We start from the raw sequence: 23,213 nt of genomic DNA, 5'->3' as shown, positions 1-23,213 counted from the left end.
CATGGAAACCCTCGACTATCGATTCGAAGGCCGCACCGACGTGCCCTTCGCGCGCGATGCGGTGCTGGTGGGCGTGCTGGCGTCGGGCAACCTGGAAATCCTGCTGGAACCGGCGGCGCAGCAGGGCGCGATGACGGTGCGCGTCATCACCGCCGCGCAGGGCTTCGGCAGCATCTGGCAGGCGGTGATCAACGACTTCGCACAACGTCATCCGCTGCGCGATGTGCGCGTCTCGATCAACGACGCCGGTGCAACCCCGGCCGTGGTCAGCCTGCGCCTGGACCAGGCCGTGGAAACCCTGCTGGCCGGAGGCGCGCCATGAACCACGTACAGCGCCACAGCTATTACGAAGCCGATGCGCGCGAGCGCATCGCCGGGCTGGTCGACGCCGGCTCGTTCCACGAGTTCCTCGGCCCGGCGCGACGGATGATGAGTCCGCACCTGGCCCAGCTCGACCAGCCGGCCGCGTTCGACGATGGCATCGTCGTCGGCGAGGCCAGGCTGCAGGGCAAACACGTGCTGCTGGCCGCACAACAGGGTGAATTCATGGGCGGCGGCGTGGGCGAAGTGCATGGCGCCAAGCTGACCGGGCTGCTGCGCCGTGCAGCGCACACCCGCCCTGACGGCGTGCTGCTGCTGCTCGATACCGGCGGCGTGCGGCTGCACGAAGCCAATGCGGGCCTGATTGCGATCTCCGAGATCATGCGCGCCACCCTGGACGCGCGTGCAGCGGGCGTGCCGGTGATCGCGCTGATCGGCAGCGGCAACGGCGCCTTCGGTGGCATGGGCATCGTTGCCCGCTGCTGCACCACGGTCATCATGTCCGAGGAAGGCCGGATGTCGCTGTCCGGACCGGAGGTGATCGAAACCGTTCGCGGCGTGGAAGAGTTCGACTCACGCGATCGCGCGCTGGTCTGGCGTGTGACCGGTGGCAAGCACCGGTACCTGATCGACCAGGCGCAGGTGCTGGTGCCCGATGCCCTTGAAGCATTCGCGCTGGCCGCGCGCGACGCGCTGCACCCCGATGCGGGCGGCACTGACCCGGATGCTGCACTGGCCGCATTGCAGGAACGCCATGCGGCCTTGAAGGCGCGCGTGCGGGCCTGGGGCGATTGCCGCGATGGCCTGGAGATCTGGGCGCGGCTGGGCATTGCCCACCCCGAACGCCTGCCACTGCTCGACACCGATGAATTCCTCACCGCCACCGGCGACCGGAGCCTGCCATGAGCATGCCGTTGCAGACACTGCTCGATGCCCTGTTTCCGCATGGGCATGCCATTGCGGTGAGCGATTCGGTGCTGACCGGCAGCGCCACCACCGACAACGGCGATGTGACTGTGATCGGCACCGCCAACAAGCTCGAGGTGGGCGTGGACCACGCACTGGCACTGGCCGAGACGGTGCTGGCCAGCACCGCCGCGCATCCGCAGCAACCGATCGTGATGCTGGTCGACACCGCCGGCCAGCGCCTGGCACGCCGCGACGAACTGCTCGGCATCAACGGCTGTTTCGCGCACCTGGCGCAGACGCTGGATCTCGCGCGTCGACGTGGCGCCCGACTGGTCACGCTGGTCTACGGTGAATCCGTCAGTGGCGGCTTCCTCTCGTTCGGGCTGATGGCCGACCACATCCATGCCCTGCCGGATGCGCAGGTGCGGGTGATGGACCTGCGCGCGATGGCCCGGGTGACCAAGCAGCCGCTGGATAAACTGCAGGCGCTGAGCCAGACCTCACCGGTGTTCGCACCGGGCGTGGAGAACTACGTGGCGATGGGTGCGGTGGAATCGTTGTGGGAGGGCAATCTTGCCCAGCACCTTCTGCAGGCCCTGCGCACGCCCGCCCATGGCGACCGCCGCGCAGTGCGCGGAGCCGAACGTGGCGGGCGCATGCTTGCCGCACGCGTGGCTGAAGCCGTGAGCCAGGGCGATGCCTGAGCGGCTGCCCCGACATACGCTGGTCTGGCTGTCAGCGCACGCCGGCTGGCAGGCGGACATCGCCGCGCATGAGTCGCGCTTGGCCGACTGGTTTGCACAGGGCCGGCCGGCCATCGTCGCGCGGCGTGCCGCCGACGATGCCGATCCACGCCTGCGTCTCGGCGTGCCGCTGCCGCCCGCCGAGGGCAAACTGCGCCTGGGCCTGCGCGTGCCAGCACACGATGTGCTGCGCACCACACCGCCGCCGGCACTCCAGGCGGTGCTGAAAGGCGACGTTCCGCAGGACTGGCGGCGGCCCCTTGAAGTGCTGCAGAACATCGCTGAGGCGCGCGTATTCGGTGCCTTCGCGTGGCAGCACCTTACTGGCCTGCGCTATGTGCACGCGCGCTCGGACGTCGATCTGCTGTGGCCGATCGACACCACCGCGCAGGCCGATGCCCTGGCTGCACGGCTACAGGCATGGGAAGCCGAACACGACCGGCGGGTCGATGGCGAGCTGTGCCTGGGCGGCGACGCCGCCGTGAACTGGCGGGAGTACGCCGGACGCAGCCGCGAGGTACTGGTCAAGCGCCTCGATGGTGCCGCACTGGAACTACGCGATGCGATGTTCGCCTCCGCCGGGGTGAGCGCATGACCGCCGTCGTGCAATCGGCAGTCAGGCCGGCAGCTGCCGTGGACAGCGCGCGCCTGGGGCGCCTCGCCGTCGCCAGCCTGCATGCGGAGCTGGCGCTGGCGCCCAAGCCCGGACTGGTCACGCCATTCGACAGCGGCAGCCATCACGACATGGACGCCGGCACATTCCTGCGCAGCCTGTTCGCGCTGCGCCACTATTTCACCGCCGTGGCCTGCCTCGGTGCAGCCGGGGCGGACTTCGACGCCTTGCGCCGATGTGGCATCGCAGCCGAAATCGCGATGCTGCGCGCAACCGCCGGCGTCAATACCCATCGTGGCGCGGTCTTCAGTCTCGGCCTGCTGGTGGCGGCCGCCGCGGCCTGTCGCTCCCGCCTGGGCCATGCCGCCACGGGTGAGCAGGTCTGCCAGGAAGTGCGCCGCTGGTCTGCCGAGCTCGCCGACGCACCTCTGGATGCGAACAGCCCTGGCCAGCGCGCGCGCGCACGGCACGGCGTGCAGGGTGTGCGCGAACAAGCGGCCGCCGGCTATCCGCTGCTGCGCGGCGTGGCATTGCCTACCATGCGTCACGCGCTGGCCAGCGGCCTGCCACGCGAGGCCGCGATGTGCCAGACCCTGATGCAGCTGATCGCGTGCGTGGATGACCTCAACCTGCTGCACCGTGGCGGCACCGACGGCCTGCGCTGGGCCCAGCGGCAGGCCCGCACCTTCCTGGACGCGGGCGGCACCTTCGCGCCGGACTGGCGGACACATCTGCGTCGCATCGGTGATGGCTTCGTCGCGCGCCGGCTGAGCCCAGGCGGCAGCGCAGACCTGTTGGCCTGCAGCGGGTTCCTGCTGCTGCAGGAGCGCGCATGAGCCTGGCCCTGCTCTGCCCCGGCCAAGGCGCGCAGCACGCAGCGATGTTCGACCGCGTGCGCGATCTTCCGGCCGCGCGCCACACCCTTGATCGGGCCAGCACGGTGCTCGGCCGCGATGTGTTTTCCGCCGCGGTGGCCGACGACCGTTTCGACAATGCGCAGGCGCAACCGCTGCTGTGCGCGGCCACTCTGGCTCAGTGGCAGGGGTTGCGCGACAACGTGCCAACGCCGACGCTGGCCGCCGGCTACAGCATCGGCGAGTTGGCTGCGCATGCCATCGCCGGCAGCTTCGATGCGGCCACCTGCCTTGCCCTGGCGGCGCAGCGCGCGCAGTTGATGGACGGCGCCAGCCCCGCCGATGCAGGCCTGCAGGCGGTACTTGGCCTGGAGCGCCATGTACTGCAGCCACTGTGCGATCTGCACGGTGCGTACGTGGCCATCGCCAATGGGCAGGACCATTTCATCGTGGGCGGCACGCACGCCGCATTGCAGCGGCTGGCCGGTGCCGCACGGGCGCAGGGTGCCGGCATCCGTCCGCTGGCGGTGCACGTGCCTGCCCACACGCCGTTGCTGGCGGCGGCGGTCGCACCGTTCGCTGCCGCACTCGATGCCTCGCCGCTGCAAGCCCCACGCCTGCCGCTGCTGGCCGGCATCGATGCGCGGCCTGTGCGTGATCGTGCCACGGTGGTGCACACGCTGTCGGCGCAGCTGGCGCAGAGCATCGAATGGGCGCAGGTGATGCGCCAGGCCTTCGAGCGCGGCGCGCGGGTGTTCCTGCAGCTGGGCCCGGGCAACGCACTGGCGCGCATGGTCGCGCCGTCCTATCCGTGCTGCGAAGTGCGCGCGGTGGAAGAGTTCCAGAGCCTGGAAGGCGCCGCGGCGTGGGTCCGCAGTGCGCTGGAGCGGCTGCAGTAACGGGTTCCAGCAGTACGTATCACGCATCACGCAGTACGTCGCCTTAACCCGGGATGGCGGGTCTCCATCCGCGCTGTACGTGAGCCACGTGTCTGGGAGGGCGCATGAGTCCACAAATCGCAACGATCATCGGCCTGGTGATCATGTTCATCGTCGCCACGGCGATGCCGATCAACATGGGCGCGGTCGCCTTTGCGCTGGCCTTCATCATCGGCGGGCTGTGGGTCGACATGGGCGGCAAGGAGGTTTTGGCCGGCTTTCCCGGCGATCTGTTCCTGACCCTGGTCGGCATCACCTACCTGTTCGCCATCGCGCAGAAGAACGGCACCATCGACCTGCTGGTGCACTGGGCGGTGAAAGTGGTGCGTGGCCATATCGTGGCCATTCCGTGGGTGATGTTCGTGATCACCGCGGTGCTCACCGCGTTCGGTGCGCTGGGCCCGGCGGCGGTCGCGATCATCGGCCCGGTCGCGCTGCGCTTTGCCAAGCAGTACAACATCAACCCGCTGATGATGGGCCTGCTGGTCATCCATGGTGCGCAGGCCGGCGGCTTCTCGCCCATCAGCGTGTACGGCAGCATCACCAACGGCGTGGTGCAGAAGGCTGGGCTGGAAGTGACCGAGATGGCAGTGTTCCTGACCAGCCTGGGCTTCAACTTCATGATGGCGACGATCTGCTTCTTCGCCTTCGGTGGCATCGCCCTGCTGCGTCGCGGCTCGATCACCGCGGCAGGAACGATCGGCAATGCCGAACTGGCGATGGCCGGTGGCCCGCAGGCGTCGTCGCGCCAGTTCGCGATCGAAGGCCATGGCGCGCTGGTCGCAGCAGGCGGCGGCACGCTCAGCAATGATCCGGCGGCACTGGATGCGGTGGGCCTGACCCGCGAACGGTTGTTCACCCTGATCGGCCTGCTCGGCCTGGGCGTGGCCGCGCTGATCTACAACCTCAACGTCGGCCTGGTCTCGATCACCGTCGCGGTGGCGCTGGCGCTGCTGTCGCCACAAAGCCAGAAGGGCGCGGTCGATGGCATCAGCTGGTCCACCGTGCTGCTGATCTGTGGCGTGGTGACCTACATCGGCGTGCTGGAACATGCCGGCGCGGTGGACTTCATCGGCAATGGCGTGTCCGACATCGGCATTCCGCTGCTCGGCGCGCTGCTGGTCTGCTACGTCGGCGGCATCGTCTCCGCATTCGCCTCGTCGGCCGCAGTGCTGGGCGCCACGATTCCGCTGGCGGTGCCGTTCCTGATGCAGGGTCACCTCAGCGCCGCCGGCGTGATCTGCGCGCTGGCGGTGTCGTCCACCATCGTCGATGTCAGCCCGTTCTCCACCAATGGCGCACTGGTGGTGGCCTCGGCAGCCAAGGAGGAACGCGAGACCCTGTTCCGCCGCTTCCTGGTCTACAGCGGACTGGTGGTGGCGCTTGGACCGCTGCTGGCCTGGCTGGTATTCGTGGTGCCGGGCTGGATGTAACTACCCAACGGTAGTGCCGGCCGCTGGCCGGCAATCCCATGAAGCCATCCAGCGATCATGGGTTGCCGGCCAGCGGCCGGCACTACCTGGCGGTACACTTCCTCCATGGCCATTGCCCCTGCCCCGCGGTCACCGAAGAAGCGCGCACCTCTGTATGAAGAGGTGGCCGACCACGTGCGCGAGCGCATCTACGACTATCGGCTGCCGCCGGGCGAGTGGATCGACGAGCCCGCGCTGTGCGAAGAACTGGGCATCAGCCGCACGCCGCTGCGCGAGGCGTTGAAGCTGCTGGCCGCCGAAGGCCTGGTACAGATCGACGCAGGTCGTGGCAGCCGGGTCACCCGGTTGACGCTGGAAGACCTCAACCAGCTGTTCCCGGTAATGGCCATGCTGGAAGGCCGTTGCGCGCATGAGGCGGTGCAGCACATCGACGATGCCGGTGTGCAACAACTGGAGGCCCTGCATGCGGCGATGGAAGCGGCGGCGGCCGAGGGCAACATTGCCGAGTACTATCGCAACAACTACCTGATCCACGAAACCGTGCAGCATTACGCGGGCAATCCGTGGCTGATCCGCATCACCCACGACCTGCACCGCATCCTGAAGATGCATCGCGGCCGCCAGCTGCTGACCCCGGGCCGCACGGCGCAGTCGCTGGCCGAACACCGCGAGTTGATGGAGTGCTTCCGCCGCCGCGATGCGCAGGCTGCCGAACGCACCATGGAGCGCCATCTGCTCAGCCAGGGCCAGGCATTGGCCGCCTATGTGGCAGCGGGCGGGCTGTTGAACGTGCCAGCGCCCTTGCCGACCAAAGGCGGCGGTTGAGCGGATGAGGTTGCCGGCCAGCGGCCGGCACTACCCAGCCGAGGTCACGCCCTGGTAGTGCCGGCCGCTGGCCGGCATCCTGGAACATCTCGTCAATCGCCACCACCGCAGCTGCCGCCGTCACCGCTGCCACCGTCGCTGGCGCAGTCGGAGCTGCTGTGGCTGTGATGGCTGTAGCTGTCGCCGGATTGGCCGCCCGGATGATCGTAGCCACCGCCGAAACTGTTGTCGCCCCGGATCCCGGAGCCATCGGCCGTAGCCACCGCCATGCACAGGATGGCGCCGACCAGCGGCAGCAGCCAGACCATCAGCAGCTGCACCGTCCGGCCACCCGCCGACAGCCCATCACGCCTGACGATCAGCACGGTAGCCACCACGTTCAAGCCCAGCACCAGCAGGACCAGCAGAAGGGCAACGATCAGCATTCGGCGACACCATGCCTGGACTGGGGGCATTATGGCCTGCCACCCCGGCAATGGCCCTGCCTGTCATGAAGATGGGACAATGTGGGGGCGTGCCGGCCTGCCCCTGGCCGCCGGCGCCCCTCGCACCACACGGAAGAAGAAGAACAACAACATGCTGAAAGTCATTTTCGATACCGACCCGGGCGTCGACGACGCCTTGGCCCTGCTGTACCTGCACAAGCACGCCCAGATCGACCTGATCGGCGTCACTACCACCTTCGGCAATGCCTCGGTGGAGTCGACCACGCACAACGCGCTGTACCTGAAGCAGGCCTGGGGCTTCGCCGCCCCGGTCGCGCGCGGTGCCGATGGCCCGCTGCAGCCGGAAGCCACCCCGGAAGCCTGGCCGGTGCACATCCACGGCCACAACGGCCTGGGCAACCACCCGGTGCCGGCCAGCCTGGACGTGACCGCCGATGCCCGCCCGGCCCATCAGCTGATCATCGATCTGGTCCGCGCCCATCCGGGCGAAGTGACCCTGGTCGCGGTCGGCCGCATGACCAACCTGGCCCTGGCCCTGCAGCAGGCCCCGGACATCGCCGGCCTGGTACGCGGCGTGGTGATCATGGGCGGCGCCTTCCACGTCAACGGCAACATCACCCCGGCCGCCGAGGCCAACATCTGGGGCGATGCCGAAGCGGCCGACGTGGTGTTCACCGCCAGCTGGCCGGTCACCGCGATCGGCCTGGACGTGACCACCCGCGTGGAAATGGACCGTGACGGCCTGGATAAGCTGGCCGCCATCGGCGGTGCCGACGCCGAGCTGGTCCGTGCGCTGTCGCAGGATTACGTCGACTTCTACCTGCAGGCCGGCCACAAGGGCATGGTCGTGCACGACTGCTGCGCATGCATCGCGCTGACCCGCCCGGAACTGTTCCAGTTCGAGCGCGCCAGCGTGCGTGTGGCCACCGACGGCGTTGCCCGCGGCATGACCATTCCCAAGCCGGAAGGCCTGGCATTCGGCCCCAGCGTGTGGGACGGCCACGTGGTGCAGTCGATCGCCATCGGTGTGGATGCGGCCGCGGTACTGGCCGACATCGAGCAGACCCTGAAGGTCTGACCGGCTAGCGTCTGGCCCTGCCCGGGACCGTCTCGGGCAGGGTCCACAGCACCGGCAGCACCAGCACCGCCACCAGCGCGATCATCGCGCCCGGCGCCGCCGCCCAGCCGCTGCGCTCCACCCACCATTGCGCCAGCCATGGCGTTGCCCCGCCGAAGAAGGCAGTGGCCATTGTTACTCCCAGTGCCAGGCCGCTGACCCGGCCTTCGCCTGGGAACTGCTCAGCCGTGGCCGGGGCCGCCACCGCGCTTACACCGCCGGCCACGCAGGCCAGCAGCACCGCCGCCAGCACGATGCCCAGCGCCGTCGCCTGTGCCATCCACGCAAACAGGGACAGCGGCAGCAGCGCTGCCAGCACGGTCAGGCCCAACAACACCGGACGTCGTCCGACCCGGTCCGACAATGCGCCACACAGGGGCGTGATCGCGATCACTGCCACCGCCGCGATCGTCGACAGCCACAGTGCGTCACCCTCATCGTGGCCCTGCGCGTGCAGGAATGCAGGCACATAGGTGATGCCCACGTAGTAAGTGATCGATCCCAGCGCCGAAATCGCGAACGTGCGCGCCACCGCCAACGGATGATGCTGCAGCACATGCCGCAGTGGTGTGGCGGGAATGCTGCCTTCGCGGCGCTGGCGCTCGAACTCCGGCGACTCGTGCATGCCCGAACGCGCAATCAGGATCACCAGCGCAAGCGCAGCGCCGACGAGGAACGGAATCCGCCAGCCCCAGCTGTCCAGCTGCGGTGTGGGCAGCAGCGCGACGGTAAGTGCAGAGATCGCCACCGCCAGCAGGGCGCCCACTTCGCTGGCGGCCGAGGCCAATGACGTAACCAGGCCGCGTCGGCGCGCCGGTGCGCTTTCCAGCAGGTACGCCACCACGCCGGTATATTCGCCGCCCACCGAGAACGCCATCACGCAGCGCAGCACCAGCAGCAGCACGCCGGCCGTGGCGCCTGCGGTGGCCGCGGTCGGCAGCAGCGCAGTGGCCAGCATTGCCGCTGCCATCAACGCCATCGACGCGAGCAACATCCAGCGTCGGCCGAGCCGGTCACCCAGGTGACCAAAGCACAGCGCGCCCAGCGGACGCATCAGGTAGGACACCGCGAATCCGGCCAAGGTGACCAGCAACGCCTGCTCGCCACCGCCGAAGAACACCCGCGACAGCACCGTGGCGAAGTACAGGTACAGGGTAAAGTCGTACCACTCCACCACCGTGGACAGGCCGGCCACCCACATCGAGCGCTGCCGCGCCGCGGTCATTGCGTATTCGCCTTCAACAGCCTCTATCCCGGTTGGGCAGGTTCCGCGCAGCGTGGCATGGACCGGGTGAAATGCCGGTCATCGGCTGTCGGCTGCGTGCATGCACTGGGTTTCATGACCGCTGAAGCGCTCACCGCCAAGGCCGAAGCAGAAGCATCCTTGCTGGAACACAAGGCCGGGCAACTCAGCCCGGCAGCTGCAGCTCCGCCCGCAGCCCGCCACCCTCGCGGTTGTGCAAGCGCAGCGAGCCGCCCAGCGACTGCGCCAGCTGCACCGCGATGGCCAGGCCCAGGCCGGTCCCGCCGGTATCGCGGTTGCGCGAGCTTTCCAGCCGGTGGAACGGCGCCAGCACTGCCTGCAGCTGGCCCTCGGGAATACCGGGGCCACGGTCGGAAATGCTGATCCACACCCTTCCGGCCTCATCGCGACCCGCCTCGATCTCGGCGGCGCCGGCGTAGCGCAATGCGTTGTCGACCAGATTGCCGACCACCCGGCGCAGCGGCTGCGGCCAGGTCTGTACGACCAGCCCAGCGGGCGCACCGCCAGTGACCGGCTTGCCCATGTCCTCGTAGTCGCCGACCACACTGGCGAGGAACGCGCCCAGGTCCATCGACACCGGCGCGCCAGCGGCGACGTGGCTGCTGCGCGCATAGGCGACGCCCTCGCGCACCAGTTGCCCAAGGTGATCGAGATCATTCAGCAGGCGCTGCTGGGTAGCGTCTTCCGGCAAGGTCTCCACCCGAAGCTTCATGCGCGTGATGGGGGTCTGCAGGTCATGCGAGATCGCGGCCAGGATCTGCAGGCGTTCACTGACATGGCCACGAATGCGTGCCTGCAGTGCATTGAGTGCGGCCGCCGCGCCGCTTACTTCCGCAGGACCATCTTCAGGCAGTGCAGGCCCGTCCTTGCCCGGCTGCAGATGCTCCACCGCATGCGACAGCTGCTGCAGCGGGCGCAGGGCCAGGCGCACGGCCAGCCACGCGCACACCAGCAGCAGCGCCAGCTGCACCAGCAGCACGGCGGGCAGCCAACGTGCCAGCGGCAGGCCCGACGGGGTGACTTCAATGGTCAAGGGTGTGCCGTCGTGCAGGCGCAGTTCCACCTCAAACCGCTCCGGCAGGCGAGCCACCTGGCGCGCCTGCAACCGATAGCGGTGCCGCAGGCTGTCGTCGATGATCGCCGTGACCTGGCGCGCACGATCGGTCTGCAGCCCCGGCCCGGGCGCGGCTGGACGCAACAGGTAGCGGTAAGTGCGTCGTTCCAACCGTGGTACCCAGGCATCGCGCTGGTCTGCGGGCAGGTGCTCCAGCAGTGCGACACTCACCGCCACATCCTCGTCGAGGTTGCGCAGCATCATGCTGCGGGTGGACTGGTAGCGTTCGAAAAAGAGCAAGCCGAAGGACAGCGCGTGGGCCAGGGTGAGTCCGCCCAGCAGGACCAGCAGCAGCCGCGCCGACAGCGTGCGCGGCCAGCGTGGATGGCGTGCGCCGGTGCTCATTCGTCCGGCCCCAGCAACTGCACCGGCACGCTGAACACATAGCCTTCGCTGCGCACGGTCTTGATGTAAGTCGGCTCGCGCGCGTCGTCACCCAGTCGCTGGCGCACGCGGCTGACCAGCAGGTCAATCGAGCGATCGAACAGTTCGGCATCGCGGCCCTGGGTGAGGCTGAGCAGCTGGTCGCGGCTGAGCACCCGATTGGCGTGATCGAGGAACACGCGCAACAGGCGGAACTCGGCGCCGCTGAGCGGATACGCGGTCCCCTGTGCGTCCAGCAAGTGGCGCGCGGTGGTATCCAGGCGCCACTCGCCGAAGGCGAGCTGGCGGCCGGCTTCGCTCACCTGCAGGTTCGGCGGCAGCATCTGCGTGCGACGGATCACCGCATTGATGCGTGCCAGTAGCTCGCGCGAAGAAAAGGGCTTGGTCACGTAGTCGTCAGCGCCCATTTCCAGGCCGATGATGCGATCGGTTTCGTCATCGCGGGCGGTCAGCAGCACGACCGGCACCGCACGATGCTTGCCGGCGCGCAGGTTGCGGCACAGGCTCAGGCCGTCCTCGCCTGGCATCATCACGTCCAGCACCACCAGATCCACCGCATGGGTATCCATCAGCGCGCGCATGGCCCGGCCACCGTCGACCTGGCTGACACGCAAACCGTTGCGCAGCAGGTAGTCGGCCAGCATCTGGCGGATCTCGCTGTCATCGTCGACGACCAGGATGTGCGGTACATGGTTCATTGCGTTCTCGATGAAGACGGAGGTCAGGGCCGCGCTGCGCGGCCATGGTAGCGCGGCTCAAGGGCTGGCCAGCAGGCGCTGGATCTCGCTTTCGGTACGTGCGTAGTCGCCCTCGCCGTAATGGCGGTAGACCACCCGCCCCTGCCGGTCGAGCAGGTACAGTGCGGGCCAGAAGCGGTTGCCCCAGGCGTTCCAGATCCGGTACTGGTTGTCCTGCACCACCGGCCAGGTGATGTCCAACCGTGCGATGGCCCTGCGCACGTTGCCGGGCAGCCCTTCATGGGCGAACTCCGGCGTATGCACGCCGATCACCTTCAGGCCCTGCGACGCGTACCTGGCATTCCACTGGTGGACATACGGCGCCACGTTGAGGCAGTTGCTGCAGGTATAGGTCCAGAACTCGACCAGCACCACCTGCCCCCGCAACTGCTTCAGTGTGAGCGGTGGGCTGTTGTGCCAGGGCCCGCCACCGTCGAACCCGGCAGCGGGAAGGGCCTGTGCCGGCTGCGCATCGGCCTCCGGGTTGGGCCAGGCCAGCAACAACGCTGCTCCGCCGAGCAGGCCCAGCAGCAACGGCAGTGCGTACCCTCGCAGTGCGGTCATCGTTCAGCCCCCCTGCTCGGCCAACGGCAGTTCAGCGGGCTTCACCCCTGCCGCCTCCAGGATGCTGTCGGCTACCTGCGCCGGATGCGAAAGCAGCGACACATGGCTGCTCCCGATCGATTGCAGCTGTGCACCGATGCGACGTGCGGTCGCGGCCTGCAGCTGTGGCGACAGCATGCGGTCATCACGGCTGAGCACGTACCAGCTCGGCTTGCTGCGCCAGGCCGCCATGTTCACCACCTCGCCCAGCGCGCTGGCCTTCAACGGGACCTGCGTGCTGTACAGCAGTGCTGCCGACTTTTTCATTACGTCCGGCGCGAAGTCCTGGGCGATGGCATCGGCCGGCAACGTCAGGTAGCCATCCCTCTCCTGCAGCCGGGCCAGGCCCGGCCCGACCGGGAAGCCTTCGCCCTGTTGCGCCGAAGACTGCCCTGCATCCGGTGCGAAGGCCGCCACGTACACCAGCGCCTGCACCTTCGGGTCATTGCCCGCTTCGGTGATGACCGTGCCACCCCAGCTGTGGCCGACCAGCACCACCTTGCCGGGCGCGGCGGCAATCGCGCGGCGGGTGGCGGCCACATCGTCGGCCAACGACGTGAGCGGGTTCTGCACCGCCACCGCCGGCAGCTTCCAGTCGTGCAGCGTGGTGATGACCTTGCTCCAGCTGGAGCCGTCGGCGAAGGCACCGTGCACCAGGATGACGGTGGGCGGTGCAGCGGTATCGGCCTGGGTGGCGAAGGCCGGGGCGGCAGCTCCGGCCAGGGCGAGAGCGGCGGCAAGCGAGGAGATACGGATCACGGGTGACACTCCGGTGTTGGGAGTGGTCATTTCCGCCTGCCGGTGTATCGGCGCTGTTTCTTCGCGGCGCGGAGTTGTAACGGACTGTAGGGCGCAGGCGGGTTTCTACAGTGGGATACATTCTGGCGCCGGCCTGGCCGGGCGCTACTGGGTGGATACCGTTCCACGCACGCGTGCGCGCAACGCATCGATGTGCATCCACGCATCGTCTTTGTATCCGACTGTACGAAACCCCGGCTGCGGCCACAGTCGCTGACAAAACCCCGGGCAACGGCACACGTTGCCGATACCTGCGCCGCCTGGAATGGCCTCCATCGACCACTGGCCCGCAGGAAACCACCATGATCAGCACCGCCTCTTCCGTGTATACCCCCCGCCTGGACGCCGTCGGCCGCTGGCTCTCGCCATTGGCGCTTCGCACGCTGCTGGCCTGGGAGTTCTTTGAGTCCGGCCGCGAGAAGCTGGGCGGCCAGAACTGGTTCGCCGAGCTGGAAGGTCGCTTCCCGTTCCCGTTCTCCACCCTGCCCGCATCGTTGAACTGGCAGCTGGCCACCTGGCTGGAACTGGTGGGTGCGGTGATGCTGCTGCTCGGCCTGGCCACGCGCTCGGTGGCCTACGTCTTCTGGGTGTTGACGGTGGTCGCCATCGCCGCCGTGCACTGGCCCGACCAGTGGAGCGGCCTGGGTGAACTCTGGCAGGGCTATGCGATCACCGACCAGGGCTACGGCAACTTCAAGCTGCCGCTGCTGTTCCTGGCCATGCTGCTGCCATTGATCCTCAACGGCGGTGGCGCGCTCAGCGTGGACCGGCTGCTGGTCGGCCCACAGCATGCCCCCGTCGGCGATGACGGCCTGGGCTGGGGCGTCAGCCTGATCGCCCTGTTGCTGCCGGTTGCCGCGCTGTTGCCCGGCATCGGCTTCGGCGGCGCCCTGCTTGGTGGCGTGCTGCTGCTGGGCTACGCGCTGCGCCGTCGTCGCACCGCCTGACCTGCTTCGCCCCTTCCCGCGCTTCCTCCTTTCGTTTCCGTCGCCTTCAGGCGACGTCCATCCCGCACGCCTGGCGTGCCATCCCCAAGGAGTCACTACCATGTCCGTCTCGACCAAGAACACCCCCTCCTCCCGCCTGCCGCGCATTGGTGCCATCGGCATCGCCCTGGCCGGTGGCCTGCTGCTGGCCGGCCAGGCCGCAGCGATCCAACCGCTGGCGATCAGCGCCGTCGCCATGAGCGCCGCCGCCGAAGGCAAGTGCGGCGAAGGCAAGTGCGGGGCCAACAAGGCCACCACCGGCAAGCCCGCCGGCAAGGCCAAGGTGGCCGAAGGCCAGTGTGGCGAAGGCAAGTGCGGCGATGCCTCGTTTGCCCGCACCGACCGTGACCACGACGGCAAGGTCTCGCGTGCCGAGTTCAACGCGGTGGCCGCCAAGCGTGCCGCCGAGTTCGACCGCATCGACACCGACCACGACGGTTACATCAGCGAACAGGAAGCGCACGACTACCTGCGCAGCGTCTACACCGCCAACGGCAAGCCGATGCCGAAGGGCCTGTTCTCCCGCGTTGCCGATTGATCGACGTCCAACCGGCGCTGCCTTCAAGGCGGCGCCCTCTCTCTGGAGCATCCGCCATGTCCCTGCCCTTCAATGCCGCCGGCCTTGGCCTGCGCCGTGGCCTGATCGACGAACTGCTGGCAATGCCGGCCAGTGCCATCGACTTCCTCGAAGTCTCCCCTGACAACTGGATCGGCGTCGGCGGTGCACACGGCGCCGCGCTGCGCCAGCTCAGCGAGCGCCATCCCCTGACCTGCCACGGCCTGTCGCTGTCGCTGGGAGGTCCTGATCCGCTGGACCGCACCCTGCTGGCACAGACCCGTGCCTTCCTCGACCTGCACCAGGTGCAGCTGTACAGCGAACACCTGAGCTACTGCGCCGCCGGCGGACATGTCTACGACCTGCTGCCGCTGCCGTTCACCGCCGAAGCCGTACACCATGTCGCCAGTCGCATCGCCCAGGTGCAGGACATGCTGGGCCGGCGCATCGCCGTGGAGAACATCTCCTACTACGCCGTTGCCGGCGCGGACATGAGCGAGATCGACTTCATCAACGCCGTGCTCGCCGAAGCCGACTGCGACCTGCTGCTGGACGTCAACAACGTCTTCGTCAACGCCTGCAACAACGGTTACGACGCCTTCGAATTCCTGGCCTGCGTGCCGTCCCACCGTGTCGCCTCGCTGCATGTGGCCGGCCATTTCGATGAAGACGATGGCTTCAAGATCGATACCCACGGTGCCCCGGTGAAAGGCGTGGTCTGGGCGCTGTTGCGCGAGGCCTATGCGCGGGTCGGCGTGCGCCCGACGCTGCTCGAACGCGACTTCAACTTTCCGCCGCTGGCGGAGTTGCTGACCGAGGTTGCACAGATCCGCCAAGCGCAGGTCGAGGCACGTTCACCCGAGGTGGCCCATGGCTGAGTCGCTGGCTACCCTGCAACGGCGCTGGGCCGATCATGTGCGGGACCCAGCAATTGCCGCACCCGACGGCGTCGAGGCGGGCAGGCTGGCGGTATACCGCCGCCTGTGCATCGACAGCCTGGACACCCTGCTGGCCGGCAGCCTGCCGCGCCTGCAACAGCAGTTGGGCATGCCACGCTGGCGCGACACGGTGGAGCACTACTACGCCCGCCACGCCTGCCAGACCCCGTTGTTCCCACAGATCGCCGGCGAGTTCGCGACCTGGCTGGCAGTACAGGACACGCTGGCACTCCCGGCCTGGACAGCGGAACTGGCGCACTACGAGAGCTCGCAGCAGTCGCTGCACATTGAAGCACGTGACGCCGGGCGGTCCCTGCACCGCGTTCCCGAGGGCAGCGATGTGCTGGCGGTTTCGCCGCTGGTGCGGGTGCTGGGCTACCAGTGGCCGGTGCATGAGGACGAGGCCCTGGAACCGGTGCCGAGCGCTGCGCCCACGCTGCTGCTGATCCAGCGCCGCGCCGATTTCAGCCTGCAGGTCGAGCAACTGTCACCGCTGGCCTACGCGCTGCTATCAGCCTTCGGTGACGACGGCGCGCCGGTGGATGAGGCACTGCAGACGCTGTCCGAAACGCATGGCGTGGCAACGGACGCATTGCGCGTGGCCTGCGTGCCCGTTCTGGGCGAGCTGTGCATGGCAGGCGTGCTGGTTGCATTGCCTGCTTCCTGAGGTTGCCGGCCAGCGGTCGGCACTACCCACTCGGTGCCCGGCCAGCGGCCGGTGCCCCCATTCCTGCTTCGAGGTCTCACCATGGCTGCTTCCAACACTTCCTTCCTGCACGGCTGGCGCCTGTTCGTGGCCATCGCCGTGGTCCTGATCGCATTCGCGCTGGCGGCCTTCGCCCTGTATCCCGATGCAGCCGAAGGCAGCCGTGCGGCGATCCGGATCACTGCACGCACATCGTTCCTGCTGTTCCTGGCGGCGTTCACCGCATCGTCGTTCGCCAGTCTTCTGCCCGGCCCGTTCACCCGGTTCCTGCTGCGCGAACGGCGCACCGTCGGTTTGTCCTTCGCGTTCTCGCACCTGCTGCATGCCATCGCCATCACCAGTTTCGGCATCCTCAACCCGGCGTTCTGGCCAGCACGATCCGCGCTGGCCAATCTTCCGGGCACGGTGGGCTACATCGCCATCCTGGCGCTGGCCATCACCTCGCATCGGGGGATCGCCCGCCGCATGGGCCCCACTGCTTGGCGTCGCCTGCACCTGTCCGGCATGTGGATCATCGCGGCGGTGTTCACCTACTCGTACTTCAAGCGCGTGCCAGGCAACTTCTGGTATGCGGTGCCGTCGGCACTGCTGTTCACCGCCTTCGTGGTGCGCTGGATCACCAAGCGGGCGCAGTCACTGCGCCGAAGCGCGCGTGCGCGGCCACCGCTGCGGAGTTCTCAAGGAGGCGGTTACTTGTAGAGCCGAGCCCATGCTCGGCTGCCTCTGGTTCAGCCGAGCATGGGCTCGGCTCTACAGAGGGATCCCAGCACGATCGGCATCGAATCCCCTGCGGAAAGGGATCTGCCCCACTTCAGGTCACGGCGCGCGGCGCAATGTCACCAGGGTGATCTCCGACGGCACGCCGATGCGTGCCGGGAAACCGGCCCAGAGACCCGCACCATTGCTCACGTAAAGGGTCATCCCGTCCACGTCGTAGCGACCGGAGACGAAGCCACCATTGGCCCGCTTCACCAGTTGGTCCATGCCGATGATCTGCCCACCGTGAGTGTGCCCGGACAATTGCAGCTTCACGCCGCGCGCCGCCGCCTCTCGCGCGTTGCGCGGGCGGTGGTCAAGCAGGATCACCGGCGCAGAGGGATCGGCGCCGGCCAAGGCGGCGTCCAGATCCGGCAGCGGCAGGCCGTAGCGTGCGGCCACCGGATCGGTGACCCCGGCAATGGTCAGCGCTGCATCACCGCGTCGTACCTGCAGGTGGCTGTTCTCCAGCACCTGCATGTGCAGCGCGCGGAACGCCTGCATCCATGCCTGGTACTGCGCGTAATACTCGTGGTTGCCGGTAATGGCGACGACACCGTCCGGCGCCCGCAGATCGGCCAGAGGACGCGCGTCGTCACGACGGGCCTCGACACTGCCGTCGATCAGATCGCCGGTGATCACGATCAGATCCGGCGCCAATGCGTTGCTCTCATCCACCACCCTGCGCACCCAGTCGCCGGTCAGCAGGCGGCTGGCATGGATGTCGGTCAGCTGCAGCACGCGATAGCCGTCGAACGCCGCTGGCAGCCCGGCAACGCTCACCTCGATCTGCCGGGGCTGGGGCACTGCCATGCCCTGACTGACACCATAACCACTGACCAGCAGGGCCAGCACGCCGGCCGCCGGCCGCAAGCGCCGCGTGCGCAATGCGGCTACCGCACGTGGCCAGCGCAGCAAGCGGGACGCGAGCAGGCCCACATCCATCGCCAGCATCAGCAACGCCAACAGCAACACCGCCGTGGAGCCGGTGGCCAGCGTGGCGATGGCCAGTTTCGGAATTTCCGGCGACGCCATGGTGCCCCAGAAGGTGGCGACGATACGCAGCTGCACGGCTACGCCCACCAGCAGCAGCGACAGCACGACCTTCAGCCAAGTGGGCATGCGCTGTGGCCAGAACAGGCGCCAGGCGACATACAGGCCCATCAACAAACCGATCGTACTCAGCACTGCAACCATCCTGGAAAGAAAGTGGGCCGCCATGGTGACGGCTGCAGGCGGTGTTGTGTAGCACCGAGCCCATGCCCGGTATTTCAATCTGCAGCCGAGCATGGGCTCGGCGCTACAACAACAGGGGCGTCAAGCCATTCCGTCGAGGCGCTGCACCCGCAGGCGGGCAATGCGGCGCTTCTCCATCGCCAGCACGGTGATGCGCACACCCGCCACCTCCACCGCATCGCCGGTGTCCGGCAGCCGGCCCAGCTGCTCCAGCACGAGCCCGGAGATGGTCATGTAGTCGGCACTGCGTGGCAGCGATACGCCGGTCAGCCGCTGCAGGTCGTCCAGGGTCAGCGCACCGTCGGCCTCCCACTGGTCCTCGCCCTGCGCGACCACGCCATAGCGCTCGTCCTGGGTATCGACCAGATCGCCGGCAATCGCCGCCAGCAGATCGTTGGCGGTCACCAGGCCTTCCACGCTGCCGTACTCATCCACCGCCACCGCCAGCGGTACCGGATGCTGGCGGATCAGTTCCAGCGCCTGCAGCGCACTGGCGCTGGACAGCACGTACTGCGGCTCGCGCAGGTTGCCTTCCAGCTGCAGCGGCCTGCCCTGCAGCAGGTCAGCCAGCAGGTCGCGGCTCTGCACCACGCCACGTAGGCTGTCCAGGTCACCCTCGCCCACCAGCAGCCGGGTGTGTGGCGATGCCACCAGGCGGGCCACCACATCCTCCTGGCCCCGCGCCAGGTCGATCCACTGCACATCGGCGCGCACGGTCATTACGCTCGACACCGGCCGGTCAGCCAGGCCCAGCACGCTACGGATCATCTCGTGCTCGGCCGGCTGCAGGCGCTCTTCGGCATCTACCGGCTCGTCCACGCCGTCATCGGCATGGCCGTTGGCCGGGCGCGCCCCGAGCATGCGCAGCACCGCATCAGCGGTGCGCTGGCGGAACGGCTGGCGGCGCTCGTTGCGCTCACGATTGAAACGCACCCACTGGTTGAACGCCTCGACCAGGATCGAGAAGGCGATCGCCGCGTACAGGTAGCCCTTCGGGATCTTGTAGCCCAGGCCCTCGGCCACCAGGCTGAAACCGATCATCAGCAGGAAGCCCAGGCACAGCACCACCACGGTGGGATGCTTGTTGACGAAGCGGGTCAACGGCTTGCTCGCCAGCAGCATCAGCGCCATCGCGATGGTGACGGCGGCATACATCACGCCCAGGTTGTCGACCATGCCGACCGCGGTGATCACCGAGTCCAGCGAGAACACCGCATCGAGCACCACGATCTGCGCCACCACCATGGCGAAGCTGGCGTAGACCTTCTTGCCGTCTTCGTGGTGCGCGCGGCCTTCCAGCCGTTCGTGCAGCTCCATGGTGCCCTTGAACAGCAGGAACAGGCCACCGCCCAGCAGGATCAGGTCACGCCCGGAGAAGCTGTGCTCGAACAGCGTAAGCAGCGGCGCGGTCAGTTTCATGATCCAGGCCAGCGCCGCCAGCAGCACCAGCCGCATCAGCAGGGCCAGTGCCAGGCCGATCACCCGCGCGCGGTCGCGCTGGTGTGGCGGAAGCTTGTCGGCAAGGATCGCGATGAACACCAGGTTGTCGATGCCGAGCACGATCTCAAGCACGACCAGGGTTGCAAGGCCCATCCAAATCGAGGGGTCAGCCAACCATTCCATTTCAGGTCCGTTTCGTCAGTGGGTAAGGGAGAAGAAGAAACACTCAGTCTGCTTCCTGCGCCCGCACCGGGTCGTACCCGAGCAGGTCGCCAGGCGTGCATTGCAGCTCCCGGCAGATCGCATCCAGCGTGGAAAAGCGGATGGCGCGCGCCTTGCCGGTCTTCAGGATCGACAGGTTCGCCAGGGTGATGTCGATGCGACCGGCCAGCTCGGACAGGGTCATGCCCCGTTCCTGCAGCACGCGGTCCAGGGTGATGACGATTGCCATCAGATGACACCGTCGAGGTCATCGCGCATCGCCGCGCCCACGGCGAAGACGCGTGCCAGCACGAACAGCATCAGCACCGCCACCAGCCCGGTGATCGACATGCCGCCGCCCACCTCCATCCAGCTGAAGTCCGGGCCCATCCAGGCCGCGTAGGCGCCGATCAGGATCGACAGCAGCTCCATCGCCAGCATCAGCCACGCCATGCGTTGCAGGCGCTGCGCATTGGCGTGGGTGAACGGCCTTTCACGCGCCGCCGATTTCAGCAGCCGCAGCAGATGGCGCAGGAACAGCAGGCACAGCACCAGCAGCGCGACGATCACAGCCAGCCCCAGGCAGAAGTGCAGGAACAGCGCGTTGCCGTGTGCAGCAGCGGCAGCGGCATCGTGGACGCTGTCGAGCAGCCAGCGACGGTCGTGCGCGACCAGCGGCACGGCCAGCAGTGCGGCCAGGATGCCCAGCCAGCACATCGCCCGGACGGCCTGGACGGCGGCCTGGGCCAGGGTGAACAAGCCTCGCGCGGGTCTGGCGCGGGCGGGACGAGCGGTCAAGCGGCCTCCGGCATTGGGGCGGCCTCGCCGCCCCGGGGTGGATTTATCGATAAACGATATATCACAACGTGCGTGAAAGGCTGAATCGCGGGCCTGGGCAGCCTGCGCGGCACGGGGCCAGCGTTATTGGCTGGGTGCAGTCTGCTCCAGCATCGCTTCGCCCGGCGTCACCGAGGCCATCGCCTGCACGCCGGCCTCGGCCGCCTGCCGCGTGACCAGCCGGAAACGCACCTGCAGCTTGGCCTGCCCGGGCGTGGCCCAGCCGTACTGGATCGCCACCTGGTCCGCCGACAACGGCCCACGGCCTGGCAGCGAGCGCGCCTGCAACGGCGTCGGCGCCGCCTGCACCAACCGGGCAAAGCCCTTCTGCACGACCGCCGCGTCGGCCTTTTCGGCGTAGACCGTACACGTGCCATCGTCAGCCCAGCTGACCGCATAGCGGCCGCTGGCCAGCGGCACCATCCAGGCCACGCCCGACTGCCCCTGCAGCAACGTTGCCGCCTCGGCAGGCTGCAGCGGTGACAGCCCGTTGGATTCCATCAACGACTGCAACCGCGCCGGTGCGCCGATGTGCTGCATGCAGGCGGTATCGAACAACTCACTGAAAGGGTCCTGCGCCTGTGCGCTGGCCTTCGGTGCACGTGCAGGCTGCGCCGCCGCCAGGGCAGGCAGCAGGGCCAGGATCAGCCAGGAGGCAGGGCGCATTGGAACTCCACGGTACGGAAAACAGCAGGGAGGATGGCAAAGCCCGGGCGCGGCGCGCAACGGCCGCGTTGCCGCCGGCCTCCCCGCGCCGGGATCAGGTTGTGATTTCGCCCTCGTCCTCGCCATCCCAGTAGTGGATACGGCTGGCGCGCACATGGATCAGTACCAGTCCCGGTGTATCCACTCCCTGTTCGAACCACCGTTCCAGGTCCTTCACCCAGTGCTCGCGCATCGTGGCCCGATCGCGCACCAGCGCCGCCCTTCCCTGCACGTGCACGAACAGCGGCGGCTTGCCCAGCAGCGACTTGCTGCCGGAGAAACCCAGTGCGACGGTGGGGTCAGCCTCGATCTCGCGCACCATGTCGGTGTCTTCCATGGTGAAGAACCAGCTGTCACCGTCATAGTCCACGTCACCGTTGTTGCTCATGGGGCGACCGGCAATTTCTCCACCGGCGCGGGTCTGCAGCATCGTGAAATCGATGCCGGCCATTTTCTTGGCAAGTTCTGGGAGGGTGAGCTGGGTCACGGCGCGGTCCTTGATCGGAGGGACGCCCAGCGTCTGCGCAGAGCGGTGACCGGAAAGTGCATGAGCACTTGCGGCCTCTTCACGGGAAACGAGATACGGCGCATGGTCCATGCGTGACGCACTCCACACCGCCATGCTTACGTTAAAGGCAGATAGAGGAACGCCCCTGCGGAGCACTACACCCAGCTAACAGGGGCGTGCCCGAGAATCGCGCAACCCCGTGGCACGACCGGCATGGCAGCCGGCGTGCACGCGGCGACTCCTCCCCCAACCGCACGGCCTCCACATGGATCTGTTCGCCTGGCTCGCGTTCGGCTGCTACCTGTTGGCGTTCTTCATTGTCTCGCTGTTTGCTGCGGCCTATCTGAAACGTTCCGACTTCATGCCCTACCACGCGCAGGCCGTGGGCATGTCGTGGGCGGAGATCGAACCGCGCATGCAGGTGCTGCTGATGGCACTCATCCGCGTGGTCGGCGCCGGGTGGATCGCACTGGCCGGTGCCGGCGTGATGCTGGCCTGGTTGATCTTCTTCGGTGGTCACTTCGCGCTGCCACAGCTGCTGGCGTTCCAGTTGTTCTGCCTGGTCGCCACCGCGCCCCCGGTGCTGGTCGCCTCCGGCGTGCGGCGACGCACCGGTGCGCGTACCCCGGTATCCACCGGCGCGGTCGTGGTGCTGCTGTCGCTCCTCGGCCTCGCGCTGGCCGTGCTGTCACTGTCCCGGTGAGTTCCCTTGCCCCCTCCCCACGAGGCTCCGCCATGAACCCCGAATCGATCTTCTACAGCGTGGTCAACGGTAATCTTCCACGTTCCCAGGCCGGCACCCTGCTCGGCTGGCGCTTCGTCGGCTATGACGATGCACTGCGTCGCATCCAGGTCGAGTTCGACGCCGGGACGGTGCTCACCAATCCGATGGGCAACGTGCAGGGCGGATTCCTGTCAGCGATGCTGGACGACTGCATGGGGCCGGCGATCTACGCCACCCTGCCAGCCAACCGCATCGCGGTCACGGTGGAATCCAAGACCAGTTTCGTCAACCCGGCACGGCCGGGGCGGATCATCGGCTGGGGCGAAGTCGAGCACAGCAAGGGCAGCATCGCCTTCACCCGTGGCTGGCTGACTGACCCGGCCGGCAAGGTACTGGCCACCGCCAGCGCCACCTTCCGGGTGGGTGCGCTGCGCTGGCGCGGTCTCTCGGTGCCGCGTCCCATCGCGAGGCGGATGATCGCGCGCACGCTGCGGCGCGTGCATGCGCGCATCGGTTGATGC

At 67.9% G+C, this 23,213-nt stretch carries 28 protein-coding genes; 16 read left to right on the top strand and 12 right to left on the bottom strand.

Annotated features, from left to right (window positions below; all coding sequences use genetic code 11):
• Position 1 precedes the first annotated feature (1 nt).
• The 8 genes from mdcC (at position 2) to ACUDTM_RS17930 (ending at position 6,636) form a co-directional block, all read left to right on the top strand.
• Complete coding sequence (gene mdcC / locus ACUDTM_RS17965; RefSeq protein WP_065178127.1) at positions 2 to 322, top strand: malonate decarboxylase acyl carrier protein; 321 nt, start codon at positions 2 to 4, stop codon at positions 320 to 322.
• Positions 319 to 1,227 (top strand): biotin-independent malonate decarboxylase subunit beta, encoded by a 909-nt coding sequence (locus tag ACUDTM_RS17960; protein ID WP_088496417.1) that lies wholly within the window; start codon positions 319 to 321, stop codon positions 1,225 to 1,227. Before mdcC ends, ACUDTM_RS17960 begins: the two co-directional genes overlap by 4 nt.
• A 2-nt stretch (positions 1,228 to 1,229) precedes the next feature.
• Complete coding sequence (gene mdcE / locus ACUDTM_RS17955; RefSeq protein WP_065178163.1) at positions 1,230 to 1,934, top strand: biotin-independent malonate decarboxylase subunit gamma; 705 nt, start codon at positions 1,230 to 1,232, stop codon at positions 1,932 to 1,934.
• Entirely contained in the window at positions 1,927 to 2,568 is a 642-nt protein-coding gene (gene mdcG / locus ACUDTM_RS17950; protein WP_188241186.1) for a malonate decarboxylase holo-[acyl-carrier-protein] synthase, read from the top strand. The genes mdcE and mdcG overlap by 8 nt, the downstream gene beginning before the upstream one ends.
• On the top strand, positions 2,565 to 3,422 hold the full coding sequence (mdcB, locus tag ACUDTM_RS17945) for a triphosphoribosyl-dephospho-CoA synthase MdcB (protein ID WP_227836623.1): 858 nt from the start codon (positions 2,565 to 2,567) through the stop codon (positions 3,420 to 3,422). The genes mdcG and mdcB overlap by 4 nt, the downstream gene beginning before the upstream one ends.
• Positions 3,419 to 4,339, top strand: coding sequence for a malonate decarboxylase subunit epsilon (gene mdcH, locus ACUDTM_RS17940; RefSeq protein WP_088496419.1), 921 nt, complete (start codon positions 3,419 to 3,421; stop codon positions 4,337 to 4,339). The genes mdcB and mdcH overlap by 4 nt, the downstream gene beginning before the upstream one ends.
• 104 nt (positions 4,340 to 4,443) lie before the next feature.
• Positions 4,444 to 5,811, top strand: coding sequence for an SLC13 family permease (locus ACUDTM_RS17935; RefSeq protein WP_069139059.1), 1,368 nt, complete (start codon positions 4,444 to 4,446; stop codon positions 5,809 to 5,811).
• A 105-nt stretch (positions 5,812 to 5,916) separates the two neighbouring features.
• Entirely contained in the window at positions 5,917 to 6,636 is a 720-nt protein-coding gene (locus ACUDTM_RS17930; protein ID WP_353080151.1) for a GntR family transcriptional regulator, read from the top strand.
• A gap of 92 nt (positions 6,637 to 6,728) precedes the next feature.
• On the opposite strand, the gene ACUDTM_RS17925 is transcribed toward ACUDTM_RS17930, so the two are convergent.
• Positions 6,729 to 7,061 (bottom strand): hypothetical protein, encoded by a 333-nt coding sequence (locus ACUDTM_RS17925; protein ID WP_439426675.1) that lies wholly within the window; start codon positions 7,059 to 7,061, stop codon positions 6,729 to 6,731.
• A 151-nt stretch (positions 7,062 to 7,212) separates the two neighbouring features.
• On the opposite strand from ACUDTM_RS17925, the gene ACUDTM_RS17920 reads away from it, so the two are divergent.
• Positions 7,213 to 8,160 (top strand): nucleoside hydrolase, encoded by a 948-nt coding sequence (locus tag ACUDTM_RS17920; RefSeq protein WP_134968082.1) that lies wholly within the window; start codon positions 7,213 to 7,215, stop codon positions 8,158 to 8,160.
• 4 nt (positions 8,161 to 8,164) lie between these two features.
• Here ACUDTM_RS17920 and ACUDTM_RS17915 read toward each other — a convergent pair whose 3' ends face one another.
• From ACUDTM_RS17915 to ACUDTM_RS17895, 5 genes are all read right to left on the bottom strand, one after another.
• Positions 8,165 to 9,424, bottom strand: coding sequence for an MFS transporter (locus ACUDTM_RS17915; protein ID WP_439426674.1), 1,260 nt, complete (start codon positions 9,422 to 9,424; stop codon positions 8,165 to 8,167).
• Positions 9,425 to 9,608: 184 nt separating this feature from the next.
• Entirely contained in the window at positions 9,609 to 10,922 is a 1,314-nt protein-coding gene (locus ACUDTM_RS17910; protein WP_188241189.1) for a sensor histidine kinase, read from the bottom strand.
• Positions 10,919 to 11,659, bottom strand: a complete 741-nt coding sequence (locus ACUDTM_RS17905) for a response regulator (protein WP_072168670.1) — start codon at positions 11,657 to 11,659, stop codon at positions 10,919 to 10,921. The genes ACUDTM_RS17910 and ACUDTM_RS17905 overlap by 4 nt, the downstream gene beginning before the upstream one ends.
• 57 nt (positions 11,660 to 11,716) lie before the next feature.
• Positions 11,717 to 12,262 carry a redoxin family protein gene (locus ACUDTM_RS17900; RefSeq protein ID WP_072168669.1) on the bottom strand — a complete coding sequence of 182 codons (546 nt, stop codon included), beginning with the start codon at positions 12,260 to 12,262 and terminating at the stop codon, positions 11,717 to 11,719.
• 3 nt (positions 12,263 to 12,265) lie between these two features.
• Positions 12,266 to 13,060 (bottom strand): alpha/beta fold hydrolase, encoded by a 795-nt coding sequence (locus tag ACUDTM_RS17895; protein WP_072168668.1) that lies wholly within the window; start codon positions 13,058 to 13,060, stop codon positions 12,266 to 12,268.
• Between the two features lie 341 nt (positions 13,061 to 13,401).
• Between ACUDTM_RS17895 and ACUDTM_RS17890 the strand changes: the two genes are divergently transcribed.
• The 5 genes from ACUDTM_RS17890 to ACUDTM_RS17870 all read left to right on the top strand — a co-directional run bounded on the left by ACUDTM_RS17890 (position 13,402) and on the right by ACUDTM_RS17870 (position 16,984).
• Positions 13,402 to 14,046: an HvfX family Cu-binding RiPP maturation protein gene (locus ACUDTM_RS17890; RefSeq protein ID WP_072168667.1), complete on the top strand. Its 645-nt coding sequence runs from the start codon at positions 13,402 to 13,404 to the stop codon at positions 14,044 to 14,046.
• Positions 14,047 to 14,146: 100 nt separating this feature from the next.
• Positions 14,147 to 14,623 carry an HvfA family oxazolone/thioamide-modified RiPP metallophore gene (locus tag ACUDTM_RS17885; RefSeq protein ID WP_069139051.1) on the top strand — a complete coding sequence of 159 codons (477 nt, stop codon included), beginning with the start codon at positions 14,147 to 14,149 and terminating at the stop codon, positions 14,621 to 14,623.
• A 56-nt stretch (positions 14,624 to 14,679) separates the two neighbouring features.
• Entirely contained in the window at positions 14,680 to 15,519 is an 840-nt protein-coding gene (locus ACUDTM_RS17880) for an HvfB family MNIO-type RiPP peptide maturase (protein ID WP_088496743.1), read from the top strand.
• A complete protein-coding gene (locus ACUDTM_RS17875; protein ID WP_252745244.1) occupies positions 15,512 to 16,246 on the top strand; it encodes an HvfC family RiPP maturation protein in 735 nt (244 codons plus the stop codon). The genes ACUDTM_RS17880 and ACUDTM_RS17875 overlap by 8 nt, the downstream gene beginning before the upstream one ends.
• 81 nt (positions 16,247 to 16,327) lie before the next feature.
• Positions 16,328 to 16,984: a ferric reductase-like transmembrane domain-containing protein gene (locus tag ACUDTM_RS17870; RefSeq protein WP_088496741.1), complete on the top strand. Its 657-nt coding sequence runs from the start codon at positions 16,328 to 16,330 to the stop codon at positions 16,982 to 16,984.
• A 117-nt stretch (positions 16,985 to 17,101) separates the two neighbouring features.
• Here the strand turns inward: ACUDTM_RS17870 and ACUDTM_RS17865 are convergent, their stop codons facing one another.
• The 6 genes from ACUDTM_RS17865 to ACUDTM_RS17840 all read right to left on the bottom strand — a co-directional run bounded on the left by ACUDTM_RS17865 (position 17,102) and on the right by ACUDTM_RS17840 (position 21,947).
• Positions 17,102 to 18,238 carry a metallophosphoesterase gene (locus tag ACUDTM_RS17865; protein WP_072168663.1) on the bottom strand — a complete coding sequence of 379 codons (1,137 nt, stop codon included), beginning with the start codon at positions 18,236 to 18,238 and terminating at the stop codon, positions 17,102 to 17,104.
• 120 nt (positions 18,239 to 18,358) lie between these two features.
• A complete protein-coding gene (locus ACUDTM_RS17860; protein WP_188241191.1) occupies positions 18,359 to 19,900 on the bottom strand; it encodes a TerC family protein in 1,542 nt (513 codons plus the stop codon).
• A 43-nt stretch (positions 19,901 to 19,943) separates the two neighbouring features.
• Positions 19,944 to 20,168, bottom strand: coding sequence for a helix-turn-helix domain-containing protein (locus ACUDTM_RS17855; protein WP_188241192.1), 225 nt, complete (start codon positions 20,166 to 20,168; stop codon positions 19,944 to 19,946).
• The gene (locus ACUDTM_RS17850; protein WP_032954010.1) at positions 20,168 to 20,635 is read right to left on the bottom strand and encodes a DUF2975 domain-containing protein; all 468 of its coding nucleotides are present in this window, start codon (positions 20,633 to 20,635) and stop codon (positions 20,168 to 20,170) included. The genes ACUDTM_RS17855 and ACUDTM_RS17850 overlap by 1 nt, the downstream gene beginning before the upstream one ends.
• A gap of 204 nt (positions 20,636 to 20,839) precedes the next feature.
• On the bottom strand, positions 20,840 to 21,421 hold the full coding sequence (locus ACUDTM_RS17845) for an NMCC_0638 family (lipo)protein (RefSeq protein ID WP_180884927.1): 582 nt from the start codon (positions 21,419 to 21,421) through the stop codon (positions 20,840 to 20,842).
• A 94-nt stretch (positions 21,422 to 21,515) separates the two neighbouring features.
• A complete protein-coding gene (locus tag ACUDTM_RS17840) occupies positions 21,516 to 21,947 on the bottom strand; it encodes a pyridoxamine 5'-phosphate oxidase family protein (RefSeq protein ID WP_072168661.1) in 432 nt (143 codons plus the stop codon).
• 286 nt (positions 21,948 to 22,233) lie between these two features.
• On the opposite strand from ACUDTM_RS17840, the gene ACUDTM_RS17835 reads away from it, so the two are divergent.
• Both ACUDTM_RS17835 and ACUDTM_RS17830 read left to right on the top strand, forming a co-directional pair.
• Positions 22,234 to 22,671 carry a hypothetical protein gene (locus tag ACUDTM_RS17835; protein ID WP_227836618.1) on the top strand — a complete coding sequence of 146 codons (438 nt, stop codon included), beginning with the start codon at positions 22,234 to 22,236 and terminating at the stop codon, positions 22,669 to 22,671.
• A gap of 32 nt (positions 22,672 to 22,703) precedes the next feature.
• Positions 22,704 to 23,210 carry a PaaI family thioesterase gene (locus ACUDTM_RS17830; protein WP_088496565.1) on the top strand — a complete coding sequence of 169 codons (507 nt, stop codon included), beginning with the start codon at positions 22,704 to 22,706 and terminating at the stop codon, positions 23,208 to 23,210.
• Positions 23,211 to 23,213 lie beyond the last annotated feature (3 nt).

This window comes from Stenotrophomonas maltophilia group sp. vghtpe118 (assembly GCF_052605195.1).
The sequence above is the reverse complement of the archived record's forward strand: the minus strand, read 5'-3'. Positions and strand labels throughout refer to the sequence as shown.